The sequence below is a fragment of the Peptoniphilus harei genome, from assembly GCF_016726485.1.
Lineage (GTDB): Bacteria > Bacillota > Clostridia > Tissierellales > Peptoniphilaceae > Peptoniphilus_A > Peptoniphilus_A harei.
The window spans coordinates 92,712-106,732 of sequence record NZ_CP068103.1 but is presented as its reverse complement, the minus strand read 5'-3'; the positions used below and the strand labels follow the sequence as shown (position 1 = coordinate 106,732).

The 14,021-nt window shown below is 33.6% G+C and carries 14 protein-coding genes; all 14 read left to right on the top strand.

Features of this window, described 5'->3' with window-relative positions; genetic code table 11:
* Position 1 precedes the first annotated feature (1 nt).
* Positions 2 to 622, top strand: a complete 621-nt coding sequence (gene gmk / locus I6I93_RS00460) for a guanylate kinase (RefSeq protein ID WP_070701684.1) — start codon at positions 2 to 4, stop codon at positions 620 to 622.
* Positions 619 to 921: a DNA-directed RNA polymerase subunit omega gene (rpoZ, locus tag I6I93_RS00455; RefSeq protein ID WP_112890316.1), complete on the top strand. Its 303-nt coding sequence runs from the start codon at positions 619 to 621 to the stop codon at positions 919 to 921. The genes gmk and rpoZ overlap by 4 nt, the downstream gene beginning before the upstream one ends.
* Position 922: 1 nt before the next feature.
* Complete coding sequence (gene coaBC / locus I6I93_RS00450) at positions 923 to 2,116, top strand: bifunctional phosphopantothenoylcysteine decarboxylase/phosphopantothenate--cysteine ligase CoaBC (protein WP_112890315.1); 1,194 nt, start codon at positions 923 to 925, stop codon at positions 2,114 to 2,116.
* A gap of 29 nt (positions 2,117 to 2,145) precedes the next feature.
* On the top strand, positions 2,146 to 4,485 hold the full coding sequence (gene priA / locus I6I93_RS00445; protein WP_112890314.1) for a primosomal protein N': 2,340 nt from the start codon (positions 2,146 to 2,148) through the stop codon (positions 4,483 to 4,485).
* An 8-nt stretch (positions 4,486 to 4,493) separates the two neighbouring features.
* Entirely contained in the window at positions 4,494 to 4,985 is a 492-nt protein-coding gene (gene def, locus I6I93_RS00440; RefSeq protein WP_112890313.1) for a peptide deformylase, read from the top strand.
* Positions 4,985 to 5,911 (top strand): methionyl-tRNA formyltransferase, encoded by a 927-nt coding sequence (gene fmt / locus I6I93_RS00435; protein ID WP_112890312.1) that lies wholly within the window; start codon positions 4,985 to 4,987, stop codon positions 5,909 to 5,911. Before def ends, fmt begins: the two co-directional genes overlap by 1 nt.
* Entirely contained in the window at positions 5,911 to 6,603 is a 693-nt protein-coding gene (locus I6I93_RS00430) for a zinc metallopeptidase (protein ID WP_070701696.1), read from the top strand. The genes fmt and I6I93_RS00430 overlap by 1 nt, the downstream gene beginning before the upstream one ends.
* Positions 6,603 to 7,895, top strand: coding sequence for a 16S rRNA (cytosine(967)-C(5))-methyltransferase RsmB (rsmB, locus tag I6I93_RS00425; protein WP_112890311.1), 1,293 nt, complete (start codon positions 6,603 to 6,605; stop codon positions 7,893 to 7,895). Before I6I93_RS00430 ends, rsmB begins: the two co-directional genes overlap by 1 nt.
* Positions 7,896 to 8,011: 116 nt before the next feature.
* Positions 8,012 to 9,031 carry a 23S rRNA (adenine(2503)-C(2))-methyltransferase RlmN gene (rlmN, locus tag I6I93_RS00420; RefSeq protein WP_112890310.1) on the top strand — a complete coding sequence of 340 codons (1,020 nt, stop codon included), beginning with the start codon at positions 8,012 to 8,014 and terminating at the stop codon, positions 9,029 to 9,031.
* On the top strand, positions 9,032 to 9,748 hold the full coding sequence (locus I6I93_RS00415) for a Stp1/IreP family PP2C-type Ser/Thr phosphatase (RefSeq protein ID WP_112890309.1): 717 nt from the start codon (positions 9,032 to 9,034) through the stop codon (positions 9,746 to 9,748).
* Positions 9,749 to 9,755: 7 nt separating this feature from the next.
* Positions 9,756 to 11,747, top strand: coding sequence for a Stk1 family PASTA domain-containing Ser/Thr kinase (pknB, locus tag I6I93_RS00410; protein WP_112890308.1), 1,992 nt, complete (start codon positions 9,756 to 9,758; stop codon positions 11,745 to 11,747).
* A complete protein-coding gene (rsgA, locus tag I6I93_RS00405) occupies positions 11,747 to 12,598 on the top strand; it encodes a ribosome small subunit-dependent GTPase A (RefSeq protein ID WP_112890307.1) in 852 nt (283 codons plus the stop codon). The genes pknB and rsgA overlap by 1 nt, the downstream gene beginning before the upstream one ends.
* Positions 12,598 to 13,242 carry a ribulose-phosphate 3-epimerase gene (gene rpe, locus I6I93_RS00400; protein ID WP_112890306.1) on the top strand — a complete coding sequence of 215 codons (645 nt, stop codon included), beginning with the start codon at positions 12,598 to 12,600 and terminating at the stop codon, positions 13,240 to 13,242. Before rsgA ends, rpe begins: the two co-directional genes overlap by 1 nt.
* The gene (locus I6I93_RS00395; RefSeq protein ID WP_112890305.1) at positions 13,239 to 13,874 is read left to right on the top strand and encodes a thiamine diphosphokinase; all 636 of its coding nucleotides are present in this window, start codon (positions 13,239 to 13,241) and stop codon (positions 13,872 to 13,874) included. Before rpe ends, I6I93_RS00395 begins: the two co-directional genes overlap by 4 nt.
* The last annotated feature ends 147 nt before the right edge of the window (positions 13,875 to 14,021 follow it).

The window sequence follows — 14,021 nt, the reverse complement described above, 5'->3', positions numbered from 1 at the left end:
TTTGGACGGCGGATTTTTATTAGTTTTATCAGGTCCTTCTGGTTCTGGAAAAGGAACAGTAAGTGAATCCTTAATGAAAAACAATGATGACATAATTTTCTCAACTTCTGTTACTACTAGGACTCCTAGACCAGGCGAAGTAAATGGCGAAAATTACTTTTTTGCCTCAAGAGAAGAATTTGAAAAAATGGTAGAAAATGATGAATTATTGGAACATGCCTTTGTTCATACAAACTACTATGGTACACCAAAGAAATTTGTTTTTGATGAAATAGAAAAGGGAGAAATTGTACTTCTTGAAATTGATGTGCAAGGCGCTCTTCAAATTAAAGAAAAATATAAAGAAGCAGTATTTATATTTTTAATTCCTCCAACTATGGATGAATTGAGATCTCGTCTTGTTAAGAGAGATACAGAAACTGAAGATGAAATAGAAACTAGGTATAGAAATGCCTTTAAGGAACTTGACTTCGTAGGTGAATATGACTACTTTGTTATAAATGATGTAATAGACAATGCAGTTAAGGATATCGAAACTATTATTGCAGCTGAAAAACTTAGGGTTAAAAGACATAAGAATATTAAAAAAGAAGTTCAAGCAGAAGAGGAGAGAAGTAAATGATTATACCATCTTTTAAAGAATTAAAAGAAGTTGCAGATTCTAGATATGAACTTGCAATTTTAGTATCAAAAAGAGCTAGAAAGATTATTGATGGAAATCCAGCTTTAGTAGATACAGATAGTGAAAAACCAGTAACAATTGCTATTGAAGAAATTATGGCTGGTAAAATTAAATTTGGAGAAAAATTAAGCGACTCTGAGTATGAAGAAAAGGTTGCTGAAGAAAAAGAAAATCTTATACAAGAAATTAAGCAAAAAAAGATTGACGATTTAAACAAAGAAGAACTAGAAGAGGAATAAGATGTTAAAGGGTAAAAAAATTCTACTTGGAGTTACAGGTGGAATTGCTGTTTATAAGTCTCCAGGTATATGCAGTCTTTTGAGAAAATTAGGCGCAGAAGTAAAGGTTATAATGACAAAAAATGCAACTGAATTTGTTACACCGCTTACTTTTCAAACTATGTCCAACAATGTAGTTCATGGAGAGATGTTTAATCAACTTTTTAACATGGATGTTGAACATATTTCTCTAGCTAAATGGGCTGATATTATTGTTATTGCACCTGCTACTGCAAATATTATTGGAAAATTTGCCAATGGTATTGCAGATGATATGCTATCTACAGTTTTAATGGCTTCAAGGTCCAAGGTAATGTTGGCACCTGGAATGAATACAGTAATGTTAAATTCAGAAGCAAATCAAAAGAATATGCAGACCCTAAGAGATAGGGGAGTTATAATCCTAGATACCAAAGAAGACCTACTTGCCTGCAATGACTATGGTAGTGGCAAGATGCTTGAGCCTAGTGAAATTGTTGATGAAATTGACAGAGCATTAACTGAGAAAGACCTTGAAGGTAAGCATGTTGTAATCACAGCAGGACCTACAAGAGAGGCACTTGATCCAGTTAGGTTTATTTCTAATTATTCTTCTGGAAAGATGGGTTATGCCCTTGCAGATAATGCAAAAAAAAGAGGGGCAAAAGTAACACTTATATCTGGTCCAACAAAAATTGATGTTCCTAAAGTTGATAACTTTGTAAGAGTGGATTCAACTCGTGAGATGTATGATGCTGTTGGAAAATACTTTGATGAATGTGATTTATTGATTAAGGCAGCTGCCCCAAGTGACTATAGGCCAAAGACTTATAGTGAAGAAAAAATTAAAAAGGGTAACGACAGTCAAATGAACCTAATTGAAATGGAAAAAAATCCTGACATTGCTGCTCACTATGGAAGTCTGAAGAAAAACCAAGTTATAGTTGGCTTTGCTGCAGAATCAACTAACATTTATGAATATGCTAAGGAAAAACTAATTAAAAAGAACTTTGATATAATTGTTGTTAACAATATCAAAAAAGAAGGTGCAGGTTTTGGGAGTGACACCAATATAGTTTCCATTATCTCAAGAGATGAGACTGATGATTTAGAAATTATGTCTAAGGCTGAACTTGCGAGAGAAATTTTAGATAGGGCAAAAAAACTTATGAGCTAGAGAAATCTAGCTCTTTTGTGGGTGAAGACATGTTTGCAGATATTTTTATCGAAAATAATTTTCAAAAAATAGATAAACTTTATACATATATAGTAAAAGATGATGTTAAACCAGGTATGAGAGTTCTCGTAAATTTTGGGAAGTCCTACCGAGTTGGTATCGTCCTTTTTTTACATGCAAATTATTCTGGAGACCACCGAGAAGAGTTAAAGGAGATTCATTCAGTCCTTGACGATGAACCAATAATATCCAATGACCTAATAAGACTTGGCCTTTGGATGAAGGAAAGATACCTCGTTGGTTACTCAAAGGCCTTTGCTCCAATCTTACCACCAGGAAATCTTCAAAAAATTAAGAAAAAAATCCTTGTAGAAAAATACCCTAATGGTAAGGACTTGGAAGATTTAAACTCTATAGATCTGTCAAAGTATTTCGAGGATTTAAAAGAAGATGAAAAAGTAATAATTAAGAAGTTAAGGGCTAAGGGTTACCTAAAATATGTTTACGACTCCTTAGTGACTGTAAAGCCAAAAATTGTAAATTATTTGAGACTTGTAAGTGATTTTGACCCAAAAAATCTTGAGGGAATTAGTGAGAAACAAGCACAAGTCTTTAATTTTATAAAAAAAGAGAAAGATATATCGAGAGTAGATGTCATGAAGAATCTAAATATATCTTATTCTCCAATTAAAAGCCTGATAAAAAGAAATCTTATTGAAGAATATAAGAAAGAAATAAATAGAGATCCAGTTGAAAAAACTTTCAAAAAGAATAAGCTAGCTTTAAATGATGAGCAACAAGAAGCTCTTAAGAGTATACGAAGAACTGACAAGGTAGTCTCACTACTTCATGGACTAACTGGATCTGGCAAAACTGAGGTTTATTTAAATCTTACTTCAAAAGTTCTTGAAGATGGAGGCCAGGTAATTGTACTTGTTCCAGAAATTGGATTAACTCCACAAATGATTGAGAGATTTAAGTCCTGGTTTGGAAATGAAGTTGCTATTATCCACTCAAAGCTTTCAGCTGGAGAAAGATATGATGAGTATAGGAAGGTCTTAAATGATGAAGTAAAAGTCGTGGTTGGAGTTAGAAGTGCAGTCTTTGTTCCCTTTAAAAACCTCAAGATGATTATAGTTGATGAGTCTCACGACTCTTCCTATGAATTTCACGACAACTTAAAGTATGACACCATAGAAGTTGCCATAAATAGGATGAAGGGCAGGGGGAAAGTTGTCCTAGGATCGGCAACTCCATCTGTAGAATCCTATTTTTATGCACAAAAAGATTTTTATAATTTATGTGAATTAAATAATAGGGCCAAAAAAGGAGCTTTTCTTCCTGATACAGAAATAGTTGATATGAGAGACGAACTTATAATGGGAAATGTCTCAATCTTTAGTAGAGAACTTAGAGAGGCTATTGAAGAAAAGTTAAAAAATAAAGAACAGATTATTTTATTCTTAAATAGGCGAGGATTTTCTAATTTTATTTCCTGCAGATCTTGTGGTGAAGTTATTAAATGTGATGACTGTGACATCTCAATGACCTATCACAAGGCAAAAAATAGGCTCATCTGTCACTATTGTGGCAAGACTAAACCTTTGCCAAGAGTTTGCCCATCTTGTGGATCAAAATTCATAAAACAGTTTGGAGTTGGAACCCAAAGAGTAGAAGAAGAAGTTCAAAAATATTTTCCGGAGGCTAGGGTTCTTAGAATGGATAGGGACACAACAGGAAAAAAAGATTCCTTTGAAAAATTTTATGAGAAGATAAAAAATAAGGAAGCAGATATAATTATTGGAACCCAAATGGTGTCTAAGGGATTTGATTTCGAAGATGTTACACTTGTTGGGATTGTTGCAGCAGACCTCTCTCTTTATATTTCTGATTACAAGGCAAGAGAAAGAACCTTCCAGCTAGTAACTCAAGTATCGGGAAGAGCAGGTCGTGCATCCAAAAAGGGCCAAGTTATAATTCAAACCTACAGTCCCGACAGTGAAATTATAAAATACTCTGCACAAGGGGACTATAAGGATTTCTATGAATATGAAATCCAAGAGAGGAAGACTTTTTTATATCCTCCTTATACAAAACTAATTGAGCTTGAGTTTTCATCTTATGACGAAAACCTAACTCAAATTTGGGCAGAAAGGTTTTTGCATCAAATGTCTCTTGATTTAAAAGGCATGGACATTATGGTGACAAAGTTCATCAAGATGCCAAGAATAAAAAATATTAATAAGACTAAATTTTCCCTTAAGGTAAAGCCAAAGGACCTAGGCTTGTTAATTGAGGGCCTAAAAAGGGTAATTAATAATAGTAAGATAGAAGAAGAAAGAAAAATAATTTTAAATATAGAATTTTAGGTGATTTAATGGCAATAAGAAAAATTAGAACAGACGAAGATCCAATTCTTAGAAAAAAATCTAAGACAGTTACTAATTATAATGACAGACTAAAAGTTTTAATAGACGATATGTTTGAAACAATGGACCTTGCTCCTGGAGTTGGACTTGCTGCTCCTCAAATAGGGATTTTAAAAAGGGTTATTGTTGTTGACAATAGGGAAGAAGATAATGGCGAAGGCGAAGATCCAATGAGATTTTACATGATAAACCCTGAAATAATAGAAAAAGATGGTGAAGAAGTCTCAATGGAAGGCTGTCTTTCAGTTCCTGGAAAGCAAGGTACTGTTAAAAGAGCTAAGCACATAAAAGTTAAGTACAATGACCTAGAAGGTAAGGAAAATCTTATGGAAGCTGAAGACTTTTTGGCTAGAATTATCCAACACGAAACTGACCATCTTGATGGAATACTTTATACAGACAAGGCAATACAAATGTATGAAGCGGAGAGTGAAGAATAATGAAATTTATTTTTATGGGGACTCCTGAATTTTCTGTTCCAATATTGGAAAGACTAAGTAAGTTGGGAGATGTGGCCCTTGTTGTATCTCAAGAAGATAAGAGGAAGGGCAGGGGAAAAAAATTTACAAAAACTCCTGTAAAAGTTAAGGCAGAAGAGTTAGGGCTTGAAGTTTTTCAACCAGGAGATATAAATTCTAAAGAAGCAATTGATAAATTAAGAGAAGTCCAAGCCGACATAATTGTAGTAGTGGCCTATGGACAGATCTTGACTCAAGAGATAATAGATTTACCAGAAAAATATATAGTTAATGTTCACGCTTCCCTCCTACCTTATTTAAGAGGTGCTGCTCCAATTAATAGGGCAATAATAGAAGGACATGATAAGACTGGTGTCAGTCTTATGAAGGTGGAAAGAGGTCTTGATGCAGGCCCAGTTTCATCTGTAAGAGAAATTGAAATTGGTGACATGAATGCAGGAGAACTTGAAGATAAACTTGCACAAATGGGTGCTGATCTATTAGAAGACTTTATCCTTGAAGCTGAGAAAGGTCCAGTGGATTTTGTGGACCAAGATGAGGATAAAAAGACTTATGCAAATAAAATTTTAAAAGATGATTTGAATTTATATTTTAATGAAACTTCAAAAAATATTGTAAATAAAATAAGGGGCTTAACTCCTCATTATGGGGTTAGGTTTAAGTATGATGACAAGTTCTATAAGATTTATAGGGCAGAAGAATTTGATGACAATTCTAATAAAAAACCAGGTACAATTATAAAATCTGACAAAGACCTTATTATTAAAACAAGTGATAGAGCAATTTCTGTAAAGGAGATTCAAGCACCAGGTAAAAGAGCCATGGGAATAGATGATTTTTTACGAGGAAATAAATTTGAAGAAAATTATGTGATTGGAGGAAAATAATGTTTGGACCATATTTTTACACTTATGATTACTCTTACTTGATTTATATACTTCCAGGCCTACTTCTTGCTATGTATGCACAGGCAAAAATTAGTTCAGCCTATGAAAAATATAAAAAAATTCCATCATCTACAAATCTTAGTGGTGCAGAAGTTGCAAGAAAAATCTTAGATAGGAATGGCCTATCGAATGTTAGCATCAATATGGTAGATGGAAAGCTTTCGGATCATTATGATCCTAGAGATAAGACCTTAAACCTATCAAGAGATGTTTATTATAAAAATTCTATTGCATCAGTTTCTATTGCGGCTCATGAAGTTGGTCATGCTATTCAAGATTCAGTTGACTATGCTCCTCTAAAGATAAGAGCAGCCCTAGTGCCACTTGCAAATCTTGGGACACAATTGTCCTTCTTTTTAATAATACTTGGGTTTTTCTTCTCAGTATTTTTTACTAAATTAGGTATAGCCCTTTTCTTCTTTGCAGTTTTATTCCAAATTGTTACACTGCCTGTTGAGTTTAACGCATCAAATAGAGCAAAAAATGAACTTGCAATGGGAATTATTTCTGATGAAGATTTAAAGGGAACAAGAGAAGTCCTAAGTGCAGCAGCATTAACTTATGTTGCATCAACTATAGTTGCAATAGGACAATTTTTGAGATTACTAAGTATATTTGGAAGAAGAGATTAATGAAAAACACAAGAGAAAAAGCACTACAAATAATTAACGATGTCCTCTATAAGGGGACATTTTTAGAGGAAAGTTTAGAGATTTTAAAAGTATCTAATATAGATGAAAGGGACTTTGCCTTTATAAAAGAAATAACAACAGGAGTTGTGAGAAACAAAACTTATCTCGATTATGTCATAAGACAAAATTCCAGAGTTAGGTTTAATAGGATTCACAAGATCATACTTATTATCTTGGAAATGGCAATTTACCAAATGTATTTTCTTGACAAGGTTCCAGATTATTCCATAGTTGATGAATCAGTTAATCTTGCAAAAATTTATGGAAACAAGGGATCAATTTCTTTTACAAATGGAATACTTAGGAGCATCGCAAAGAAGAAACCTGCTCAAGTTACCTTAAAGAATTCCATAGACAATTTATCTACTTATTATTCTCATCCAAGATTTTATACTGAATACTTTTACGAAAATTATGGAGAAGAATTTACAAAGAAACTTCTCAAGGCAAATAATGAGAAAGCACCCTTCACAATTAGGGTTAATAGCTTTAAGACTAATAGGGATGATTTAATAAAAAACTTATCACAAATAGGTTTTGAAATAGAGGAGACATCTTATGACAAGGCCTTAAATGTTTTAAATCCCAATGGAATCATAGACACTGAATATTTTGAAAAGGGTCACTTCTATGTTCAAGACCTAGGGTCCATACTAGTGTCTAGTTTTTTAAATCCAAGGAAAGATTCAAAAGTTCTTGACTTATGTGCAGCACCTGGTGGCAAGACAACTCATTTATCAGAGCTTATGGACAATACAGGTGAAATTGTTGCTTGTGATAAGTCTAAGGGCAAGATAAATTTAATTAAGGAAAATGCTCAGAGACTTGGCTGCAAAAATATATCTCCTATGATTAACGACGCAAGGGTCTTAAATGAAGACTTTATAAATAAGTTTGACTATGTCTTAGTTGATGCACCTTGTTCTGGAACAGGCCTTTATAGGAAGAAGCCAGACATCAAATGGAACAAGGGAATAGATGACTTAAAAGAACTTGGAAAAATTCAATTAGAAATTATAAACAATGCTAAAGAATATGTGAAGGACCAAGGACTTTTACTCTATTCAACTTGCTCTCTATCAAAAATTGAGAATGAAGATGTAATCGAAAACTTCTTGAGTGAAAATAAAGATTTTAAAATAAAAAAATTAAGAGACAAGGAAGTCTTAAAACTATTTCCATCAGTAGATGGATCAGATGGTTTTTCAATTTGTCTCTTAGAAAAAAATTAATATCTATTACGACTGTGAAATTTCTTCACAGTCTTTTTTTATCGGCTAATTTTTCAAATCTTATTTTAATTTAAAGAAGTCTAATGGTATAATGTTTAGATGAATAGGTGGTTTTAATGGAATTAAATTCTATGTATGAAGATGAGCTGCGAAAGTTTTTTGAGGATAGAAAGGAAAAGGCCTTTAGGGGTTCACAACTTTTTACTTTCTTCCACGACAAGAAGAGATATGACGTGGAAAACTCAAATCTTTCGTCTAAGGCCATCGCTCTTATTAAAGATGAGGAAATAAATAAAATTGAAATATTTAAAAGCTTTGACTCTGACTTAGATGAAACAAGGAAATTGCTTTTTAAATTAAAAGATGGAAACCTAATTGAAGGTGTCCTAATGGAATACAAGCACGGTTACTCCCAATGCGTGTCAACTCAAGTTGGCTGCAGGATGGGTTGTGATTTTTGTGCGTCAACTAAGTCTGGTCTGGTTAGAAACCTAAGTGCTGGTGAAATGCTGGGACAAGTTTATGAGATTGAAAATAAATACAATATAAAAGTTTCTAATTTTATATTAATGGGAAGTGGCGAACCTCTAGATAATTTCTCTGAAGTCATAAGGTTCATAAAACTTCTCCACGACGAGAAGGGCCATAATACATCTTATAGAAATATTACAATTTCAACTTGTGGAGTGGCTGATAAGATTTATGATCTTGCTGATTTGAATCTTCCAATTAATCTTGCTGTTAGTCTTCACCAAACAAATGATAGGGATAGGTCAGCTCTTATGCCAATAAATAGGAGGTTTAACCTGGCTGAACTTAAAAAATCCCTAGAATATTATGTCAAAAAGACTAATAACAGGTTAACCTTTGAATACACAATGATAAAAAATCAAAATGATGGAACAAAAAACATTGATGAGCTTTATAATTTTGCAAAAAATTTAAAGTGTCACATAAATCTAATACCCTTAAATCCTATAGAAGAGTTTGATGAGAAAAGACCTTCTAAGTCTGAAATTAATGACTTCAAGAATAAGCTTGAGAGAAGGGGTTTTAACGTAACCATAAGACGAGAACTAGGCAGTGACATCAGCGCCTCATGTGGACAACTAAGGCGTAAGATTGAGGTGAAATAAATGAAAGTAGTATCAGCAACTAATGTAGGTAACTACAGAAAGAATAATGAAGATTCTTATTATGTAAACGAATCTAAAAATTTATATGTATTGGCTGATGGAATGGGAGGTCATCTTGCAGGTGAAAGAGCATCCAAGATGGCAACTGAAATAATTGGTCAAGATTTCGCAAAAGATAGAGAAATAAAAAGCATAGATGATGCAATAGAAATTCTCTCATCTTCGATTAGGGATGCAAATAAAAAAATATTTGATAGCTCTCAAGAAAATGAAGATTACAGGGGAATGGGAACCACTCTTTCTAGTGGACTTATTCTAGGAGATGTTCTCATATATTCAAATATTGGAGATTCTAGGATCTACAGAATAAATAAAGAAATGGAACAAATAACCCAAGATGATTCCTTTGTAAATTATTTGATTGAAATTGGAGAAATCACCGAAGAAGAAGCAAAAAATCATCCCAAGAAGAATGTCCTGACTAAGGCAATGGGTACCACATCTGATATAGAAGTTATAGTTAACACGCTTGACATTAAGGATAAAGATGTATTTTTATTTTGTTCAGATGGGCTTACAAACATGGTTTCTGATGAAGAAATCTTTAGAATTGTAAAGGAAAATAGTCCTGAAGAAGCGAGAGATATGCTTCTTGACCTAGCCCTAAAAAATGGTGGCATGGATAACATTACATTTATTTTAGTATTTAATGAGTAGGTGGGCAATGATTAATAAAATATTAGGAAATAGATACGAAATATTAGAAAAAATTGGCACTGGCGGAATGGGCAATGTCTTTAAGGCCCATGACAAAAAACTTGATAGGATAGTTGCCATTAAGGTTCTAAAATTAGAATACAATGAAGACAATAATTTTATAAGAAAATTCAAGAGGGAGTCCCTTGCAGCAGCAAGTATATCTCATCCAAATATAGTGAGCATTTATGATGTTGGTACAGAAAAAATCCAAGACAAGGAAGTACACTATATTGTTATGGAATATATTGATGGAAAAACCCTAAAGGACTTAATTAATGATGAAGGTAGGTTATCTGAAAAAAGAGCATTAAACTACTGCATACAAATTGCTGAAGCCCTAAAGGTTGCTCATTCAAAACACATTGTTCACAGGGATATTAAGTCACAAAATATTATGGTGACAAGAGATGACAGGATAAAGGTAACGGACTTTGGAATTGCAAGAGTAGCAGACAACACAACTGTCACTGCTACAAATGCTGTTATGGGGTCTGTCCACTACTTCTCACCAGAACAAGCAAGGGGAGCAAAGGTAGACAACAGGTCTGATATATATTCACTGGGAATAGTTCTTTTTGAAATGTTAACAGGAAGACTTCCTTTTGATGCAGACAACCCAGTTTCAGTTGCCCTTATGCAGGTTCAATCACAAATGCCAAGGCCTTCTGAATTTATAAAGAGTCTAGACCCATCTGTAGATGCCTTAGTCCTTAAGATGACAGAAAAGGATCCGGACATGAGGTACAAGGATGTTTTTGAACTTATTAAAGACATTAAAGACTATACTATGGGTGCTAGAAGCTTCTCTGTAAATAGAACTTATGATGAAGATGATAGTAGGACAGTTGTCACTCCTCCTATCAATAGGAGACCAAATAGAAATCATTCCAATAACATGGACTCACAAAGATCAAAGAAATCCAAAAAAGTTGTAAAGAAGAAAAAATCAGCGGCTCCGGCAATACTTGGTATATTCTCTGCAATAGTTATTATTGCCCTTTTAATTTATGTCGTTCCAAAGGCAATGAAGGGAATGAAGTCAGGCGACGTAGTAGAAAAAATTGCTGTTGAAAATTATATTGGAAAGACACGTGAAGAAGCCAAAGAGCTTATAGAGGCTCAGGGACTAGTATTAGATGTCAATACAGTTGAAAACGAAAAAGAGCCAGACGGAGTAGTTTTAGGGCAAAATCCTGAAGAGGGAACTTCAGTTGATAAGGGAACTACAGTTACCCTTGAGATAAATGAATTACCAGACTCTGTTCCAGTTCCTCCACTTAAGGGACTAACAGCAGAAGAAGCTAAAAAAGTTCTTGAGGAAAATGCACTACAACTTGGATCTGTAGAAGAAGAATTTAATGACGATGTTGAAGAGGGAAAGATAATTTATTCCAATCCTGATGGAGGCTACTCTGTCAAAAGAGGAACTGCAGTTAAGCTTATTGTCTCAAAGGGAGTTGACAAGACTCCAGTAGTCTTAAGTGACTACAAGGGTATGGACCAAGATATTGTTGTAAATCAGTTAAAGAGCTTTGGACTTACTGTTGTTATAGAAAATGGAAATAGTAATAAGGTTTCTGAAGGCCAAGTTTATGACATGGATCCAAAACCAAAGACAAGTGTTGAAAAGGGTTCAACAGTTACACTTTATATATCCAAGGGACCTAAGTTAGAAGAAGATGACAGAGAAAATGAAAAAGACAATGAAGATAACAATAACAACGAAGATAAGTTTAACAAGACAAATCATATAAAAGTTAAGGTTCCTGATGATGGTGAAAGCCACCAGGTTTCTGCCGATAGAGTAAGAGATGCTAATGGAAATAAAACAGGATCTCAAACCGTTTGGAATTACAATATTGAAGCAGGAGATGTGGCAAGTGTTGAACTCATTGGACCTGGTGAATACAATATTTATGTCGATGGCAATCTTGTTAAGACTGAGAAGATAAAATAATGATAGGAAAAATAATAAAACTAACTGGTGGTTTCTACTATATTCTTGCTGAAGGACAAGTTTATGAGACTAGGGCAAGAGGTAACTTTAGACACACTAAGGTAGACCCCATAGTTGGTGACAATGTAGAATTTAAGTTTGAAGAAAAGACTCTGGGATATATTGAAAAAGTATATCCCAGAAAAAATATGCTCACAAGGCCAAAGGTAGCTAATGTTGATATGGCTCTAGTTGTTGTTCCTGTTATGGACCCAAAATACAATCTCGTTACTATTGATAAGACGATTATCCAGGCTGAGCACCAAGATATTGATGTCACAATTCTTATAAATAAGTGTGACTTAGATAGGGAAGTCAGCGAAGAATTATCAAGACTTTATAAAAATTCTGGATTTAAAACTTTTATGATTTCTTTTAAGGATGATTCCATTGAACACTTAAGAAATTATATCAGAGGAAAGACAGTTGCCCTTTGTGGAGTCAGCGGGGCAGGCAAGTCTACGATTACATCTAAAATTTTAGATAGGGATGTAGAAGTTGGAAAAGTTTCTGACAAGACTAGAAGAGGAAAGCACACAACAAGGCACACAGAAATATTATTTAAGGACGATATTTATATCTTTGACACCCCAGGTTTTTCTTCTCTAAGCTTGAATATTGATAGAGATGAATTAAAAAACTATTTTAGAGAATTTCAAAAATACTCAACTTGCAAGTTTAACAATTGCAACCACATAAAAGAACCAAAGTGTGGAGTTAAAGAAGCAGTTGAAGCAGGCAAAATAGAAAAAGAAAGATACGATAACTACTTATATATTTATGAGGAATTAAAAAGCAAAGGAGATTACTAATGATTTCACCATCACTACTCTCAGCAGATTTTACAAATTTAGAAAAAGAAATAAAAATACTTAATGAAGAAAAAGTTGATTTTCTTCACCTTGATATAATGGATGGAAATTATGTACCAAACATTTCCTATGGACCAGGTATTGTAAAATCCTTGAGGCCCTTAACAAATATTCCCTTTGACACCCACCTCATGATTGAAAATCCAGAAAACTTTATTGAAGATTTTAAAAATGCTGGATCCGACATTATTACTATCCATCCTAAGACAATAAAGCACCTTGACAGGACTCTTTCACTAATTAAGTCCCATGGTATGAAGGCAGGACTTGCACTTAACCCTTCCGATGGACTTGAGATTTTAGACTATACTCTTGATAAGTTAGACCTAGTTTTGATAATGAGTGTTAACCCAGGCTTTGGAGGACAAAAATTTATACCATCTGCCCTTAGAAAAATTAGTCAAGTTAAGAAGATGATTGAAGAGAGAGATCTTAAGACATTAATTGAAGTTGATGGCGGAGTAAAACTTGATAATGCAAAAGAAGTTTTAGATGCAGGAGCAGACATCCTTGTTGCAGGGTCAGCAATCTTTCAAAAAGATAAAACTAGAGAAAATATTAAAGCCTTTAAGGAATTGTTATGAAAAAAGCACTTTTAATCTCTGGAGGAAGACAAGTCTCCAAAGAACTAATAGAAAAGTATCTTGACAGATTTATAATCATAGCAGACGGAGGAGCAAGGCTTCTAATGAAGTATGGACTTAGAGCAGATATCCTATTAGGTGATCTTGACTCAATTGGAGAGGAAGCTTTAACTTATATCAAAGAACACGAGATTGAAGTTAAAAAATTTCCAGCAAAAAAAGATTTTACAGATACAGAACTTGCACTTTCATACTTAGTTGATGAAGAATATAAAGATATTGTAATCTTAGGGGCTCTTGGGACGAGACTTGACCATGAGCTTGCCAATCTTATGAACCTAAAAAAATTATATATGAAGGGAATAAGGGCAAAAATAGAAGATGATTACAACGAAGTTATTTATGTAGAAGAAGGTTTCTATGACTTTGAAAAAACAAATAAGAAGTATTTTTCTCTAATCAATGCAGGCACAAGCATGAATTTTACAACTAAAGGTCTTTATTACGAAGTGGAAGACCTTGAAATCAATTCAGAAAATCCCAGCAGGGGAGTTAGCAATGAGATGGTGGGAGAGAAAGCCACTATAAAAATAAATTCTGGCTCAGCCTTTATAATTCAGTCGAGAGATTAAAATAACCCAAGCTTAGCTTGGGATTTTTATTTGGGAAAAATTAATTTGGAATAAAAGTTTTGAAGTTTTTGCTAGCAGAACATGGAATAAAAAAACTTAATCTAGTAAAGAAAATAAAATCTTTTAAGAAATGAAAGATTAAAGTTG